This window comes from Streptomyces sp. MB09-01, assembly GCF_033794505.1.
GTDB lineage: Bacteria > Actinomycetota > Actinomycetes > Streptomycetales > Streptomycetaceae > Streptomyces.
The window spans coordinates 1-17,109 of sequence record NZ_JARAYQ010000036.1 but is presented as its reverse complement, the minus strand read 5'-3'; the positions used below and the strand labels follow the sequence as shown (position 1 = coordinate 17,109).

Below are 17,109 nucleotides of genomic sequence, written 5' to 3'. Positions count from 1 at the left end.
GCCTCCCGCCCGTGGCGTCCCCGGGGCTAGCCTGGATGCCCAACGAGCGGGGGGTGCGGATGAGGGACGGGCGCACGACCGGCTCGGCGCGCGCCTTCGAGCTCCTCGAGCCCCTCCTCCAGGCCGCGACCGTACGCGTTCACGCCCCGCCGGGCGGGTATGACAACCCCGGCAGCCATCGGACCGGTCCCACGTGGGGGAGCGGTTTCTTCATCGCCCCCGGCTGGGTCCTGACGTGCGCGCACGTGGTCGGCGAAGGGGGTGCTGCGGTGCGTCTGACAGGACGCGAGGTCGGCATCACCTTCTCCTCCGGGGCCCACGGGGCGACCGGGACGGTCACCGGGCGCGTGGAGTGCGTACTGCCCGAGCGGCTGGAGGAGCGGCGCCCCCGCCGGGGCGCCCTGTGGGACCTGCCCGACCTGGCGCTGCTCAGGGTCCTGGCCCCGGTGTCGCACGCCTGCGTCTGGCTGACCGACCGGTCCAGACCCCGCTTCGACGAGGTCGCCTACTTCGGCTGCACCGAGGACCTCGGCACCCCCGAGATCACCGGCCGCACCACCCGGCTGCGCGGCAGCGCAGGGAACGGCGCTGCCATCCGGCTCGGCGACGACGACGGGATCGACCCCGGCATGTCCGGCGGCCCCGTGGTGGACCTGGCCCGCGGGGAGGTCGTCGGGGTGCTCAAGGCCCGGCGGCACGGGGCGGGCGGCGGGCTCGCCGTGTCCGTCGTGCAGCTGCGCACGCTGCCGATGCCCGCGCGCGGCCAGGTCGGGCTCTACCGCCGCGTCATGCAGGCCCACGACCTGCACCACTACGACCAGCACCTCAGCGATCTCGACAACCGCCGCACCTGGACGGACGTGCACGGCGAGCTCCCGCCGGAGGACGGCGCCCCGTACGGCGGCCGCGGCCGGCTCACCCCCGGCGAGCGCACCACCCTGTGCGGGCTGCTGGCCGAACTGCCCCCTCCCGGCTCCTCCGAGGTCGTACGGGCCCTGGTCGAGGCGGCCCGCGGGGAGGAGCCGGACCCGCAGCCGCCCGCCCCGCTGAGCTGGCGCGACGGGCTGGGGCTGCTGCACGACCCGCCCGGCGGGACGGCGGAGGCCGCGGCCATGCTCCGGTACGCGACGGACGTGAGCGTGGCCGACTACCGGGAGCCGCCGACCCCGGGCGCGGACGAGGAGCTGTGGGACTGGATCCGGGCCACGGCCGAGCGGCTGTGGCGCCCGCTGCGGCGGGAGCTCGGCGAGCGCCACGAGCGGGGCCTCGCGGAGCGGGAGCGGCGCCGGCGGGCCTCGGCCGGCCGGGCGGTGGGCGGCCCCGCCCGCCGGGCCGGCGGGCTGCCGCCGGGGGCCTCGGTGCTGCTGGAGGTGTGGGCGCACGGCTGGGAGGACGTCTACGACTGGCGGGTCTCCGTCCTGGCCGGCCCGGCGCACCCCGGGCGGGTGACCCCGGTGGACTCGGGCGTGCGCGCCACCCTGGCGGGTCTGCCGGAGGCGTTGCGGGTCCCGCTCGCCGAGGCCTTCCGGCGCTGCGACACCCACGAGGCGGCGGCCCTGCTCGAAGTGGCCGTGGCCCCGGAGCTGTTCGGGCTGGCCGTGGACGAGTGGGTGGTGGCGGGCGGCGTACCGCTGGGCGTGCAGCGGCCGGTGGTGCTGCGTCATCCCGGCGGGCGGGCCGGAGCCGGGCACCCGGCGGATCCCGGGCAGACGGCGGATCCCGGGGATCCGGCGGGCCGCGCGCACCCCGCGGATCCCGAGGGCCCCGAGGGCCGCGGGCACCCCGGGGCTGCCGCCCGGTGGGCGCGGGTGCAGGCGGGGCCGCTGCTGGACGAACGGGCCGACTGCGCAGGGGGGCGCCCGCGCAGCCCCGCCACCGAGTGGCTGACGGGACTGCCCGACAACACCGTGCCGGTGCACTGCCGGGCGGCGGACCAGGAGCCCACGCTCGGCTCGCTGCACGCGGTGCGGGAGGCCGGGTACGGGGTGGTGGTGACCCGGCGGCCCCCGTCGGATCCGGCGGCCTCCTGCGCGCCGTTCCACCGCGGCCTGCGGGAGGAACTGGCCGACGCCGGGCGGGCGGAGGCGCTGCCGCTGCGGCTGCAGGCACTGCGGGGGCGGGCGCACGGGGCGGACCCCGACGCGTACTGGGCGGCCGGGACCGGGCTGGTGTGGGAGGACCCGGCGCGGCCGCTGCCGGACGACGAACCGCTGCAGGGCGACCTGTGACGGCACCGGGCCCGGCCGATCCGAGTGAGGGAGGGGCAATGAACGACGAGTGGCTCATATACCGGGGGGTCGGTGAGCCCCATGACGGGATCGACGCCCTGCCCGACCCGCCGCCCTGGCGGGACTTCGACGGCGGGCCGGTGGCCGAGCCGGGCGGGCCCGCCGCGGCCGCCGACGCCAACGTGGCCCGGCGGCTCGGGGCGCACCGGCAGGCCGCCGAGCTGCACCGGCCGGAGCCCGAGGAGCTGGAGGCCGTCAACGCGGCGCTCTACCTGCGGCGGCCGCTCCTCGTGACGGGCTTCCCCGGAACGGGTAAGTCCACGCTCGCGCACGCCGTCGCCCACGAGTTGAAGCTGGGGCGGGTGCTGCGCTGGCCGGTGGTGTCGCGGACCGTGCTGCAGGACGGGCTGTACCGGTACGACGCCCTCGCGCGGCTGCAGGACGTACAGCTCGCGGCGAGCGCGAGCGCGAGCGGGGGCGCGGGAGCGGGAGCGGGGCCGGCCGACGGGTCCCCGGGCGCGGCACCCGGCATCGGGAAGTACATCCGGCTCGGACCGCTGGGAACGGCCCTGCTGCCCACCGGGCGGCCCCGGGTGCTCCTCATCGACGAGCTCGACAAGAGCGACATCGACCTGCCCAACGACCTGCTGAACGTGCTGGAGGAAGGGGAGTTCGCGCTCCCCGAGCTGGAGCGGGTCGCCGACACCGAGCCCGAGGTGCAGGTGCTCACCGACGACGGGACCAAGGTGACCGTCCGCGGCGGCCGGGTCCGCTGCCGGGAGTTCCCCTTCATCATCCTGACCAGCAACGGGGAGCGGGACTTCCCGGCCGCCCTGCTGCGGCGCTGCATCCAGCTCAAGCTCGGGCAGCCCGGGGAGAAGCGGCTCGCCACCCTGGTCCGCGCCCACCTCGGGGAGGAGGCCGCCCGGCTCGGGGCGGACCTGATCCGGGAGTTCCTCAGCCGCTCCCAGACCGAACTGGTCGCCGCCGACCAGCTGCTCAACGCCGTGTACCTGACCCACCACGCCTCCCCGCCCACCCGGGAGGACCTCGCGGACCTGCTCATCCAGCGCCTCGACCGCCCGAGGTGACGGGCCGTGCCGCCCGCCGCACCCGAACCCGGATCCCGCCGGACCGTCCCCGGCGCCCCGGCCGCCCCGGCCGCGCCGGGCGTCCGCGAGCTTGCCGCGCTGCTGCGCGCCGCCGGCCTCGACCCGAGCGCCGAGGAGCTCGCCGATGCACTGTGGCTGGCCGGGCACATCCGCGGGCCGGGGCCGGCCGCACCGGGCGCGCGCGGGCCGGACCCGGACCAGGACGCCGCGGATCCGGCCGGCAAGCCCGTGGAGCCCGAACGGGAAGAGGCGGACGCCGATGATCCGGTCCGGCTCTACGCATCCGGGGCACGCCGCGCCGGAGGCGCCGAGGGGGACCGGCCGGAGGAGTCGCCCGAGGAGTACGGAGTGCCCGTACGGGTGCCCCGGGCCGCCGCGCTGCCGCGCATCCTGGACATCCAGCGGGCCCTGCGCGCCCTTCAGCGGCACCGGCCGCCCGCCCCGCCCACCCGGCTGGTGATCGACGAACCGGCCACCGCCGAGGCCAGCGCCCGGGCCCTCGGCCTGGTCATCCCGGTGCTCCGGCCGGAGCACCGGCGCGAGGCGACCGTCAGGCTGGTGATGGACGCGTCCCCGTCGATGGCCGTCTGGCAGGACATGTTCGACGAACTGCGCTCGGTGTGCGAGCGGTTGGGGGCCTTCCGGGACGTCCAGGTGCACTACCTGCACCGCCTCGCGGACGGTACGGCGGTCCTCGGGCGCAGCTCCGTACCCGGCTCCGGGCTGCGCTCCGGCGACCAGGTGCGGGACCCGACCGGGCGGGCCCTGACCATGGTGGTCTCCGACTGCGCCGGGCCGCTGTGGCGCGAGGGCGCCGCGCAGCGGCTGCTGTACCGGTGGGCCGGGTGCACCCCGTGCATGGTGGTCCAGCCGCTGCCGCAGCGGCTGTGGGGCCGCAGCTGGCTGCCGACCGAACGGGGCACGCTGACCCGGCTGGAGGGCGGCGGGCAGCAGCTGAAGTTCCGGCCGGACCGGCCGCTGCCGCCCGGACGGCTCACGGGCGGGCTGACCGTGCCCGTGCTGCCGCCGAGCCCGACCGCCCTCGGGGCCTGGGCCCGGCTCGTCGCCGGACTCGGCACCGGGCCGGTACCGGCCGAGGTGGGCCGGGTGCTGGCCGACCATCCGGCCGCACCCGTGCCGCCGCCGCGCGCGGTACGGCCGCCGCGCGAGCTGGTGGCGCGGTTCCGGTCCTCGGCCGCGCCCCGGGCCGTACAGCTGGCGGTGTACCTGTCGGCGGCGCCGCTGACGCTGCCCGTGATGCGGCTGGTGCAGCGCACGATGCTGCCGGACTCGGAGCCCTCCGACCTGGCGGAGGTCCTGCTGAGCGGGCTGCTGCGGCGCAGCGGGCCGGGGCCGGGGCACTGGTACGAATTCGTCCCCGGGGTGCAGGACGTGCTGCTGGGGCCACTGGGACGGGACGAGGCCGCCCTGGTGCTCAAGCACTGCTCGGAGTACGTGCTGGCGCACTTCGGCCGGGGCGTACGGAACTTCCCCGCGCTCGCGGTCTCGCAGCTCACCGGGGTGCCGCCGACGGCGGTCGACCCCGGGCCGCAGGAGGCCGAGCGGGTGCCCGAGGGGCGGCTGCCGCAGGCCTTCGCGCAGGTTTCGGCCAAGGTCGTACGGCGCTACCTGCCCGGCATGCCGGAGCAGGGAGCGGGCCGGCGCGAGCCTCCTCCCGCCCCCGTGCTCGGGCGGGCCGGGGCGGTGCGCGCCGCGCGGGACCGGCTCGCGGACGCGGCCGCCGACGGGGGACCGGACGGCGGTGCGCGGGCCCTGCACGAGGCCGTTGCGGTGCTGCGGCGGGCGGTGACGGCCCCGGTGGCGCCCGGCGACCCGCCGGAGGAGGCGGAGACCGAGCTGGCGGGCGCGCTGCTGCGGCTGTGGGCGGCCCAGCGGGACCCGGAAGTCCTCGCCGAGGCGGAACGTGCCGTGACCGGGCTGCGGACTCCGGCGGCGCGGGCCGCCCTCGGCCGGGTGCTGTACGAGCGGGCACTGGCCCACGGCCCCGACGCGGAGCTGCTGGCCGAGGCGGACCGGGAGTTCGCGGCGGCGGGGGCCACGGCAGACCCGGCGCTGCGCAGGGACTGCGCGGTGCGGCGGGCCGAGACCCTGATCCGGCTGAGCGGGCTGCGCGCGGACGCGGGGGCGCTCCGGGAGGCCCGCGCGGCCCTGGAACCCCTGGCGGGACCCCCGGCCACCCCCGGCGGGGCCCTCGACGCGGACCCGGACGCGTCCCCGGATCCCTCGGAGCCCGGGCCGGACCCCGAGCTGCAACGGGCCCTGGGCCGGGTCCTCCTGGCCCTCCTGCCCCGTACGGAGAACCTGGCCGAGCGCACGGCCCTGGCCGAACAGGCCGCGGCCCGGCTGGCCGTGCCGGGCGCGGGCACGGGCACCGGCCCGGCCGCGGGCACGGTCGGCGAGGCCCGGGTGCGGGTGGACCTGGCCGGCGCGCTGCGGTACCTGCCGGCGCGGCTGGAGGAGGCGGCCGGCCAGCTGACCACGGCCCTGGAGCGGGCCGGCGGGGACCCGGAGCTGCGGGTGGCCGCCCTCGTGTGCCTGGCCCGGGTGCACCGGGAGCGGTACGCGAGGGACGCCGACCCGGCGGCGCTGGAGGAAGCGGCCGAGGCCTACGGCCGGGCCCGGCGGCTGATCCCCCGCGACGGGGAGGCCTTCGGGGAGGTGCTGCCCGAGTGGGGCGAGGTGCTCCTGGAGCGGGCCCGCGCCGCCGACGGGCGGCGGTTCACCGGGGCCGCCGTGCGCGTGCTGCGCGACAGCCGGGCCGCGGTCCCGCAGTCGGACCCGGGAGCCGCGCACCGGCTGGTGCGGCTGGCCACCGGGCTGCGGCTGCGGCACGCGTACGAGGGCGACCCGGTGGACCTGCGGGAGGCGGAGTACCTGCTGGAAGTGGCCGTCCGGCACAGCCGCAGCCCGCTGGAGCGGGCCCGGGCCTGGCGGGACCACGGCGACGTGCAGCAGGAGATCCACGGTCACACCCGGGCGGTGGAGCGCCTCGACCGGGCGGCGGACTCCTACCGGCGGGCCTGGCGGGCGGCCCTGGAGGCCGACCGCGAAAGCCGTGACGGCCACGAAGGCCACCAGGCCGCTGCGGCCCCTGCGGGAAGCGAGGGCGACATCGGCACGGCCGTCCGGCTGGCGGCCCGCGCACAGGAGTCGCGGGGAGAGGTGCTGGAGCTCCTCGCCCGCCCCCGGGCGGCCCTGGACGCCTACCGCTCCGCGCTGGAGCTGTGGGCGCGGCCCGGCGCGGGTGCCGGGGCCGCGGCCGAGGCCGAAGGGCGGACGGAGGCGCTCCGCGCCCGGGTGCGGACCCTGGAAGCCGGGCTCTGACGGTGGCGGCCGTGAGCGGGGCGCGCTGTTTCCGCGGACCGGCCGGAGGGAAAGGGCAGTGGACCGTCCGGTCCGCGACGCGACAGGGGGAGCAGCGGCACATGGTGACGAAGCGGCAGGAAGTGGAGGCGGCGACCCCGGCGTGCCCCGGGCGCCTGCCCGACCTCTCCGGGCTGGACCTGGCCGCGCTGCGCGGGATCGACCATCCCGTGCTGGCCCAGGTGATCGAGGGCATGGTCGAGCGGGTGACGCATCCGGCCGAGATCCTCAACGCCTTCGACTCCGGGGTGACCTGACCGGAATGCGTCTGATCCGCCCCACCTTGAAAGCGAGTTGACCACTTTCCGCCGTTAGCCGGGACCGTCCGAAGGGCAGGGATGGACCGTCCGCCGGGGGTTGCCTCCCGGAGGCACGGGGGAGGGAGGCAGGGCGATGAGGCGAGCGGTCACGAGCGACTCCGTGCTGCCCGCGCCGCCCGCGCGCGGCGGCGCCGGCTCCGCCCCGCACCAGGACCCCGCCCAGTCGAAGCCGGACCCCGCCGTGGCGCAGCGGCTGCGCCACGCCCGGTACGCGCCCTGGCCCTATGCCCGGCTCGACGTGGCCGCGGAACGGGCCGCGGGCCACCGGCCGCATCCGATCCGGCAGTTCGTGCTCAAGACGCGCAGCCGCTGCAACCTCGCCTGCACCTACTGCTACGTCTACGAAATGGCCGACCAGAGCTGGCGCGGCCAGCCGTCCGCCATGACCGCGGCCACCGCCGCCCGCGCCGCCGAGCGGATCGCCGAGCACGCCGCCGCCCACGCCCTGCCCCGCGTCGACCTGGTGCTGCACGGCGGCGAACCCCTGCTCACCGCCCCCGCCGCGCTGGCCGGGCCCGTCGAGGCCGTACGGGCCGCCGTGGCCCGGGCCGCCCCGCGCACCCGGGTCACCGCCACCGTCCAGACCAACGGCACCCTGCTCACCCGAGGCCGCCTCACCGCGCTCGCCGCCGCCGGGATACGCGTCGGCGTCAGCCTCGACGGCGGACTGCCCGCGCACAACGCCCGGCGCGTGGACCACGCCGGGCGGCCCGGCTTCGGGGCGGCCGCCCGGGGCCTACGGCTGCTGGCACGGCATCCGGACAGCTACGCCGGGGTGCTGTGCGTCGTCGACCTCGGCCAGGACCCCGTGGAGACCTACGAGTCCCTGCTCGCCTTCGCCCCGCCCAGCGTCGGGCTGCTGCTGCCGCTCGCCAACTGGAGCACCCCGCCCCCCGGCCACCACCCGGGCCTGGCCCCGTACGCCGACTGGCTGCTCGCCGTCTTCGAGCGCTGGTGGCACGACGGGGTGCGGCGCACCCGGATCCGGCTCTTCGAGGAGATCATCGCCCTGCTGATCGGCCTGCCCGCCGCCACCGAGACCCTCGGGCTCGCGCCCGCCGCCACCGCCGTGATCGAGACCGATGGCTCCATCGAACAGGCCGATTCGCTGAAATCCGCGTACGAGGGCGCCGCCGCGACCGGCATGAGCCTCGACACCCACAGCTTCGACGAGCTCCTCGACCACCCCGGCCTCGCCGCCCGCCAGCTCGGACGGGACGCGCTCGCCGCCGGATGCCGCGCCTGCGAGCTGGTCGAGGTGTGCGGCGGCGGGCACTACCCGCACCGCTACCGCGCCGGCGAGGGCTTCCGGCAGCCGTCCGTGTACTGCGCCGACCTCCAGGTCCTGATCCGGCACATCGCCGCCGCCGTCCACCGCGCCGCGCAGGCCCCCGCGACCACCTCCCGGCCCACCGCGCAGACCGTCACCGGGCGAGCCGCCCAGGCCGCCCCGGCCGCCACCCGGCGAGCCGCCCGGGCCGCCGCCGCCCATCCGCCGGCGGTCGCCTCATGACCACCGCCCTCACCGCCTTCACCGTCTCCTCCCGCACCCTGCGCGCCCTCGCCTCCACCGAGCCCTCCACGGAAGGCACCCGCCTGGTCCGCGACGTGCGCCGCTCCAAACGCCTGCTCCTGCTACGCGCGGTCCTCGACGCCGCCCCCGGCGGCCCGTCCGGGGAGGCCGCCGACCACTGGGCCCTGCTGGAGGAGGCCGAGCGCCGCGACGCGGGCGCCGTGCGCGACGTACTGCACTACCCGGCCACCGGGGTCTGGGCCGAGGAGACCCTGCGCCGGCTGCACGCCTCCTACGGCCCCCCGCCCGACCTCGGCCACCTCGGGGCCCTCGCCGTCGCCGCCGCCCTGCGCGCCGGCATCGCCTTCACCCACACCCTGCGGCCCCAGCACGGCCGGCTCGTCCTGCCCACCCTCGGACTGCTGCGCCCGGACCGCCCCGGCCCGCTCACCCTCACCGAACGCTCCTGGGACCCCGACGACCCCGCCAGCGTGCCCCTGCACGCCCTGCCGGGGGGCCGGACCGCCCTCGACGACCTCGACCCCTATCGGGCGCCCGGCCCCGCGCAGCCCGCGCCCGTCCGCCCCGCCCGCCGGCTCACGCCGAAGGGGCACAAGCGCTGGGACACCCAGTGGTCGGGCGCGCTCACCCTGCTCCTGCGGTACGACACCGTCCGCGCGGAGGAAACGGGACAACTGCTGCGCTCCGTCGTACCGCTCTCCGGCGGCTCCCGCTCCAACGGCGCCACCCTGCCCGCGGCCGCCGGCTCCGTCCTGGCCCGCGCGCAGGCCCCGCCCGCCCTGGCCGCCACCCTCGTCCACGAGGTCCAGCACGGCAAACTCGCCGCCCTCGCCGACGTCCTGACCCTGCACACCGCCGACCGCACGCCCCGCCACTGGGCCCCGTGGCGCGGCGACCCCCGCCCGTTGGAGGGACTCCTGCACGGCGCCTACGCCCACCTGGCCCTGGCCGGGTACTGGCAGCGCGCCGCCCTCTACGGGGCGCGCGGCGCCTGGGCCCAGCACGCCCGGATCCGCGCCCAGGTGGCCGCCGTCCTGCCCGCCCTGCGGGCCCACGACCGGCTGACCGCCGCGGGGCGGGAGTTCACCGAGGCGATGGCGGCCGCCGAGCGGGCCATGGACGAGCTGCCGCCGCCCGGCGACCAGCACGCCGCGGCCCGCCGGGCCGTCGACCGGGAGCGGCGCGCCTGGTGCGAGGCGCACCCCGAACTCGCCCCGTTCGCCCGCGGTTGAGGGGCCGCGCCCGCCGGCACCGCTGCGGTACCTTTTCAGTCCCGTCCACTGCCCGGAGCCCAGGGAGACGGCGCATGACCACCGGTAGTCGGCAGGACCAGGGCACCACCCCGCACCCGTACCCGCACGCGCAGCCGCAGCGCTTCGTCATCAGCTTCGCCGGGTTCAACCGCCCCTGGGCCGTGTGGATCGGCCACCGCCTGGAGGAACACGGCCACCGCGTCGCCCTCCAGCGCTGGGACCCGCAGAACAGCCCCGGCATCGCCCAGGCCCTCGACGACCTCGCCCGCTCCGGCAGCCGGGTCCTCCTGGTCCTCAGCGAGCGCTACTTCTCCGCCGGCACCCACGCCGACGAGGAGTGGAACACCGCCCTGCGCGCCGTCACCGACCGCCACCCCGACCGGTTCGCGGCCGTCTGCCTCACCGACGCCCCGCTTCCCAGCGCCGTCGCCGTGCTGGAGAAGACCGACCTGTGGGGCCTGGACGCGTACGAGGCCGAGTACCGCGTGCTGCGACGGCTGGAGCTGCCCACCGACCGGATCGGCACCGAGACCGGCCGCCGCGGACCCCGCTTCCCGAACGACCCGCCCGAGATCTGGGGCCGGGTCCCGCGCCGCAACCCGCGCTTCACCGGCCGCAACGACGTCATCGGAACCCTGCGCGAAGCCCTGACCGAGGCACCGGCCGGCGCGTCCACCGTCACCCTGCTCGGCCTCTCCGGCGTCGGCAAGACGCAGGTGGCCACCGAGTACGCCTACCGCTTCGCCTCCGAGTACGACGTGGTGTGGTGGGTCCCCGCCGAGGACCGGCCCACCCTGCGCGAACGCCTCGCCGACCTCGCCCCCGCCCTCGGGCTGCCCCGGGGCGCGGGCAGCTACGGCGAGCAGATCCGGGCCGTCCTCGAAGCGCTGCGGCGCGGATCCCCGTACGGCCGCTGGCTGATGGTCTTCGACGGCTGCGACAACCCCGACGACCTCATCGACCTGCTGCCCTCCGGCGCCGGCGACGTGATCATCACCTCCCGCAACCGCGAATGGGCCGCCCGGCACACCAGCCTCGTCGAGGTCCCGCTCTACGCCCGCCCCGAGTCGATCACCTTCATCCGCCGCCGGGCCCTGCGCCTGACCGCCGACGAGGCCGACCAGCTCGCCGAGGCCCTGGAGGACTACCCGCTCGCCCTCGACCAGACGGCCGGCTGGCTCGCCGACTCCCCGCTCCCGGTGGGCGACTACCTCACCCTGCTGCAGCGCCGGATGGACTCCCACGAGGCCGTCACCGTCTCCGAGGACTACCCGCTGCCCTTCCCCACCGCCCTCGCCATACTCCTCAACAACGTCCGGGAGAACTTCCCCGACGCCCTCGCCCTGCTCCGGCTGTTCGTCTTCTTCGCCCCGGGGCCGGTGCCGCTGCGGCTGCTGCGCGAATTCCCCGCCGACGACGTGCCCGAAGAGCTCGCCGGGCTGATCAACGACCAGATCCGGTGGAACGCCGCCCTCAACAAGCTCGTCCAGTTCTCCGTCGTCCGGCTCGAGTACTCCGACCTGCCCCTGGAGGAGGGCGGCGGCGGACTGGAGACCGTGCAACTGCACCGCATGGTCCACGGCATCGTCCGCGAGAACCTCTCCGAGGAGGAGGCCGAACCGCTCGCCCGGGCCGTCCGGCAGGTCCTCGCCGCAGCCGACCCCGGCGGGCCCTCCGACTCCCGGCTCTGGCCCCGCTACGCCGAACTCGTCCCGCACCTGGCCCCCTCCGGGGTGCTCACCAGCGGCAACCCGCGCATCCAGAACTTCCTGCTGCGCTGCCTGCGCTACCTGATCCTCGCCGGGGAGTACCGCACCTGCCTGAGGCTCTCCGAGGAGACCGACCTCATCTGGCGGGCCGTGCTCGGCGAGGACCACCCCAAGGTGCGCGAGCTCAGCTACCAGTACGGCAACGCCCTGCGCAACCTCGGCCTGTTCCGGCGGGCCGAGACCCTCACCAAGGCCGTGTCCGGCCGGCTCACCGCGGAGCGCGGCGACCGGGACCTGGAGAGCCTGCGCGCCACCAGCGCGTACGGCGGCGTCCTGCTGTGCATCGCGAAGTTCGAGCCGGCCCGGGAGATCTTCGAGCACTGCCTGAGCACCTACCGGGAGCTGCTCGGCGAGGACGACTCCGTCACCCTGGACGCCCAGAACAACCTCGCCGCCACCTACCGGCTGCTCGGCCGCTACCAGGACGCCTACGACCTCGACCTGGACACCCTGCGCCGCCGCGAGCGGGTCCTGAAGCCCCTGCACATCTCCACCCTCGCCTCCGGCATCGCCTGCGCCATGGGCCTGCGGCTGATGGGCCGCTACCGGGAGGCGCAGACCCGGCAGGAACAGGGGGTCAAGCTGAACACGCAGGTGCTGGGGCTGGGCCACCCGCAGACCCTGCGCGCCGAGCACAACCTCGGGATGTGCCTGCGCCGTTCCGGGGACATCCCCGGCGCGGGCCTGCGGCTGCGGACCGTGTGGGAGCGGGCGACGCGGGTCTTCGGGGTCGACTACCCGTGGACCCTGATGGTCGCCTCCGACTACGCCACCTACCTCAGGGAGTACGGGGACATCGGCGAGGCCCGCCGGATCTCCGAGGACGTGGTCCGCGGCTACCAGTCGCAGCTCGGCCTCGCCCACCCGTACAGCATCGGCACGGTCGGCAACCTCGGACTGGTGCTCCGCGCCCAGGGCGAGCGCACGGAGGCCCTCTCCCTGGCGGAGCAGGCCCTCGTCGGCATGCGGGGCGCGCTCGGCGACCGCCACCCGTGGACCCTGGGCTGCGCCCTGAACGCCACCGGCCACCGCAACATCACCGGCCGGCTGGAGGACGCGCTGGACCTGAGCCGGGACACCCTGCGCACCGCCGAACAGGTGCTGGGCCCGGACCACCCGATGACGCTGAGCGCGCAGATCGCGCTCGCGGCCGACCTCCGTTCCGTACGGGAGCACACGGAGGCCGCGAAACACGAGGACGCGGGCATCAAGGGCCTGACCCGCACCCTGGGCGCCCAGCACGTCCACACGATCTCGGCGAAGCAGCAGACGAGGCCGTACTGGGACTTCGAGCCGCAGCCGTAGCGGGTCCGGTAACGCCTCCGGGGCCCACTAGTCCGGCACCGGGATGAGGTTGGGGCCGTTGTCGAACACCTGGTCCTTGAACCTGGCGCGTTCCTCCGGCGTGACGCACTTGACGTCGCCGTCCCACATCTCCCGCCATACGTAGCCGGGCATGCAGGTGGACGGCCCGTAGGCGCCGCCGCCGGGCTGGCGGTGGGGGTTCTCCGCGTGGGCCCGGTCGCGGATCTGCGGCGTGACGCAGAGGGAGTCCCCGTCGAAGCTGTCACGCCAGACGTAGCCGGGCAGACAGGTGTACGGCCCGTAGGCGCCGCCGTCGGGCTCCTGGTGGGGGTTCGGGAAGACGTCGGAGCGGACGCCGGCCGCCGACTGCGGCGGCTGGGCGACCGCCGCCGACGCCGGCAGCACGACGGCTCCGCAGATGAAGGCGGCCGAGGCGACGGGCATCACGAAGCGGGCGATCCGCCGCTTGGGCCGGGTGGGGGTCGAGGTGTGGACGTCGTAGGACATGGGGGCTCCTCCAAGGCGGGGGTCCGGCGGCGGGGGGCGCCACGGGATCTCTGTCGGGTCCGTGGCCCCGCGGCCGTCGCCGCGCGATCACGTCTCCAGTAGAGGTGCCGGTACCGGTCCCGGTCATGTCCCGGAGGGGCGTGGCTTGACAGGACGGAGCAGAAGTACGGGGCGACCCAGAGGAGGCACCGGCCCGGAATCCGGGCCCGCTACGCCGGAAGGCCCGGCCCCCTCGGGGGGCCGGGCCTTCCGTACCGCTGGAACCGGGGCGGGTTACGCCTCGAAGACCTCGTTCAGCAGGAGCTGCTGCTCCGCCTGGTGGCGCTTCGCGGAGCCGACCGCCGGCGACGAGCCGTGCGGGCGCGAGATGCGCCGTAGGCGCTCGCCCGCCGGGACGTCCGCGCCGACCGCCAGGTCGAGGTGGTCGATCAGGTTCAGCGCGATGAACGGCCACGCACCCTGGTTCGCCGGCTCCTCCTGCGCCCAGATGTACTTCGCCGCGTTCGGGAACTTGGCGATCTCCGCCTGGAGCTCCGCACCCGCGAGGGGGTACAGGCGCTCGATGCGGATGATGGCGGTGTCGGTGATGCCGCGCTTCTCGCGCTCGGCCTCCAGGTCGTAGTAGACCTTGCCGGCGCAGAAGACGACCTTGCGGACCGCGTTCGCGTCCACCGTGGTGTCACCGATGACCGGACGGAACGAGCCGGTCGTGAACTCCTCCGCCTTCGACGCCGCCGCCTTCAGACGCAGCATCGACTTCGGGGTGAAGACGATGAGCGGCTTGTGGTGCGGGTTGTGGACCTGCCAGCGCAGCAGGTGGAAGTAGTTCGACGGCAGGGTCGGCATCGCGACCGTCATGTTGTCCTGCGCGCACATCTGGAGGAAGCGCTCGGGACGCGCGGACGAGTGGTCCGGGCCCTGGCCCTCGTAGCCGTGCGGGAGGAGCAGGGTGACGCCGGAGGTCTGGCCCCACTTCTGCTCGGCCGAGGAGATGAACTCGTCGACGACGGTCTGCGCGCCGTTGACGAAGTCACCGAACTGGGCCTCCCAGAGGACCAGCGCGTCCGGGCGGGCCAGCGAGTAGCCGTACTCGAAGCCCATGGCCGCGTACTCGGAGAGCAGCGAGTCGTAGACGTTGTAGCGGGCCTGGTCGTCCGACAGGTAGAGCAGCGGGGTGTAGTCCTCGCCCGTCTCCCGGTCGATGAGGACCGCGTGGCGCTGGCCGAAGGTGCCGCGGCGGGAGTCCTGGCCGGACAGCCGGACCGGGGTGCCCTCCATCAGCAGCGAACCGAAGGCCAGGGTCTCGCCCATGCCCCAGTCGATGGTGCCCTCGTCGATCATCGCCGCGCGGCGCTGCAGCTGCGGCAGCAGACGCGGGTGGACGGTGACGCCCTCGGGGATGGTGACCTGGGACTCGGCGATCCGCTTGACGACGTCCTGCGAGATCGCGGTGTTCACGGCGACCGGGAACTCCTGCGCGGTCTGCGCGGGTGTCACCGGGGCGCCGGCGGCCGGAGCCGCGGCGGCCTCGCGGACCTCCGCGAAGACCTTCTCGAGCTGGCCCTGGAAGTCCTGGAGCGCCTGCTCGGCCTCTTCCAGCGTGATGTCGCCGCGACCGATGAGGGACTCGGTGTAGAGCTTGCGCACCGAGCGCTTCTTGTCGATCAGGTCGTACATCAGCGGCTGCGTGAAGGCCGGGTTGTCGGACTCGTTGTGGCCGCGGCGGCGGTAGCAGATGAGGTCGATGACCACGTCCTTGTTGAACGCCTGGCGGAACTCGAACGCCAGACGGGCAACGCGGACGACCGCCTCCGGGTCGTCGCCGTTCACGTGGAAGATCGGGGCCTCGATCATGCGGGCCACGTCGGTCGCGTACATGGACGAACGCGAGGACTCCGGGGCGGCGGTGAAGCCGACCTGGTTGTTGATGACCACGTGCACGGTGCCGCCGGTGCGGTAGCCGCGCAGCTGCGACATGTTCAGCGTCTCGGCGACGACGCCCTGGCCGGCGAAGGCCGCGTCGCCGTGGAGCGCGAGCGGGAGGACCGTGAAGTCCGTGCCGCCCTTGTTGATGACGTCCTGCTTGGCGCGGGCGACACCCTCCAGGACCGGGTCGACCGCCTCAAGGTGCGAGGGGTTCGCGACGAGCGAGACCTTGATCTGCTCGCCGTCCAGGCCGGTGAAGGTGCCCTCGGCGCCCAGGTGGTACTTGACGTCGCCGGAGCCGTGCATGGACTTCGGGTCGAGGTTGCCCTCGAACTCGCGGAAGATCTGCGCGTACGACTTGCCGACGATGTTCGCCAGGACGTTCAGGCGGCCGCGGTGGGCCATGCCGATGACGACCTCTTCGAGGCGGGCCTCGGCGGCCGAGTCGATGACGGCGTCGAGCAGCGGGATGACGGACTCGCCGCCCTCCAGGGAGAAGCGCTTCTGGCCGACGTACTTCGTCTGCAGGAAGGTTTCGAAGGCCTCCGCCGCGTTGAGCCGGCGCAGGATGCGCAGCTGCTCCTCGCGCTCCGGCTTGGTGTGCGGGCGCTCGATGCGGTCCTGGATCCAGCGGCGCTGCTTCGGGTCCTGGATGTGCATGAACTCGACGCCGGTGGTGCGGCAGTACGAGTCGCGCAGCACGCCGAGGATGTCGCGGAGCTTCATCATCGACTTGCCGGAGAAGCCGCCGACCGCGAACTCGCGCTCCAGGTCCCACAGGGTGAGGCCGTGCTCGGTGATGTCGAGGTCGGGGTGCTTGCGCTGCTTGTACTCCAGCGGGTCGGTGTCGGCCATGACGTGGCCGCGGACCCGGTAGGAGTGGATCAGCTCGAAGACGCGGGCGGCCTTCGTGACGTCGTCGTCGTGGCTGGCGTCGATGTCACGGTTCCAGCGGACCGGCTCGTACGGGATGCGCAGCGACTCGAAGACGGCGTCGTAGAAGCCGTCCTCGCCGAGCAGCAGGTTCGCGACGATGCGCAGGAACTCGCCGGAGGCCGCGCCCTGGATGACCCGGTGGTCGTAGGTCGAGGTCAGGGTCATGACCTTGGAGATGCCCAGCTTGTTCAGGGTGTCCTGCGAGGTGCCCTGGAACTCGGCCGGGTAGTCCATGGAGCCGACGCCCATGATGACCGACTGTCCGGGCATCAGGCGGGGCACGGAGTGGACGGTGCCCAGGCCGCCGGGGTTGGTCAGGGAGACCGTCACACCGGTGAAGTCGTCCATCGTCAGCTTGCCGACGCGGGCGCGGCGGACGATGTCCTCGTAGGCCTGCCAGAACTCGAAGAAGTTGAGGGTCTCGGCCTTCTTGATGCCGGCGACGACGAGCTGGCGGTCGCCGTTGGGCTTCACCAGGTCGATCGCGAGGCCGAAGTTGATGTGCTCCGGCTTGACCAGGGTCGGCTTGCCGTCCTTCTCCGCGAAGGAGTAGTTCATGCCCGGCATGGCCTTGATCGCCTGCACCATCGCGTAGCCGATCAGGTGCGTGAAGGAGATCTTCCCGCCCCGGGCGCGCTTGAGGTGGTTGTTGATGACGATGCGGTTGTCGAACAGCAGCTTCACCGGCACGGCGCGGACGGACGTGGCCGTCGGCACTTCCAGGGAGGCGTTCATGTTCTTGGCCACGGCAGCCGACGGGCCGCGGAGCGTCACCAGCTCGGGGCCCGCGGGGGCCTCGGTGGCGGGCGCGGCCTTCTGGGGGGCTACGGCGGAG

The 17,109-nt window shown here is 75.2% G+C and carries 9 protein-coding genes; 7 read left to right on the top strand and 2 right to left on the bottom strand.

Translation table 11 applies throughout. The features are described 5' to 3' along the window. Positions 1-35 precede the first annotated feature (35 nt). The 7 genes from PV721_RS10890 (at position 36) to fxsT (ending at position 12,905) form a co-directional block, all read left to right on the top strand. Positions 36-2,228 carry a trypsin-like peptidase domain-containing protein gene (locus PV721_RS10890; RefSeq protein ID WP_319722776.1) on the top strand — a complete coding sequence of 731 codons (2,193 nt, stop codon included), beginning with the start codon at positions 36-38 and terminating at the stop codon, positions 2,226-2,228. Positions 2,229-2,266: 38 nt separating this feature from the next. Continuing rightward, the gene (locus tag PV721_RS10885; RefSeq protein ID WP_319722774.1) at positions 2,267-3,319 is read left to right on the top strand and encodes a MoxR family ATPase; all 1,053 of its coding nucleotides are present in this window, start codon (positions 2,267-2,269) and stop codon (positions 3,317-3,319) included. 6 nt (positions 3,320-3,325) lie between these two features. Then, a complete protein-coding gene (locus PV721_RS10880; protein ID WP_319722772.1) occupies positions 3,326-6,685 on the top strand; it encodes an SAV_2336 N-terminal domain-related protein in 3,360 nt (1,119 codons plus the stop codon). A gap of 101 nt (positions 6,686-6,786) precedes the next feature. Beyond that, positions 6,787-6,981 (top strand): FxSxx-COOH cyclophane-containing RiPP peptide, encoded by a 195-nt coding sequence (fxsA, locus tag PV721_RS10875; RefSeq protein WP_319722770.1) that lies wholly within the window; start codon positions 6,787-6,789, stop codon positions 6,979-6,981. A gap of 136 nt (positions 6,982-7,117) precedes the next feature. Then, complete coding sequence (locus tag PV721_RS10870) at positions 7,118-8,557, top strand: FxsB family cyclophane-forming radical SAM/SPASM peptide maturase (protein ID WP_319722768.1); 1,440 nt, start codon at positions 7,118-7,120, stop codon at positions 8,555-8,557. Continuing rightward, positions 8,554-9,810, top strand: coding sequence for an aKG-HExxH-type peptide beta-hydroxylase (locus PV721_RS10865; RefSeq protein WP_319722766.1), 1,257 nt, complete (start codon positions 8,554-8,556; stop codon positions 9,808-9,810). Before PV721_RS10870 ends, PV721_RS10865 begins: the two co-directional genes overlap by 4 nt. A gap of 74 nt (positions 9,811-9,884) precedes the next feature. Further along, positions 9,885-12,905 (top strand): FxSxx-COOH system tetratricopeptide repeat protein, encoded by a 3,021-nt coding sequence (gene fxsT / locus PV721_RS10860; RefSeq protein WP_319722764.1) that lies wholly within the window; start codon positions 9,885-9,887, stop codon positions 12,903-12,905. 27 nt (positions 12,906-12,932) lie between these two features. Here fxsT and PV721_RS10855 read toward each other — a convergent pair whose 3' ends face one another. Together PV721_RS10855 and PV721_RS10850 are read right to left on the bottom strand one after the other, a co-directional pair. Continuing rightward, the gene (locus PV721_RS10855) at positions 12,933-13,412 is read right to left on the bottom strand and encodes a hypothetical protein (RefSeq protein WP_319722762.1); all 480 of its coding nucleotides are present in this window, start codon (positions 13,410-13,412) and stop codon (positions 12,933-12,935) included. A gap of 273 nt (positions 13,413-13,685) precedes the next feature. Beyond that, a partial coding sequence (locus PV721_RS10850) for a multifunctional oxoglutarate decarboxylase/oxoglutarate dehydrogenase thiamine pyrophosphate-binding subunit/dihydrolipoyllysine-residue succinyltransferase subunit (RefSeq protein ID WP_319722760.1) occupies positions 13,686-17,109 on the bottom strand: 3,424 nt, incomplete at its 5' end.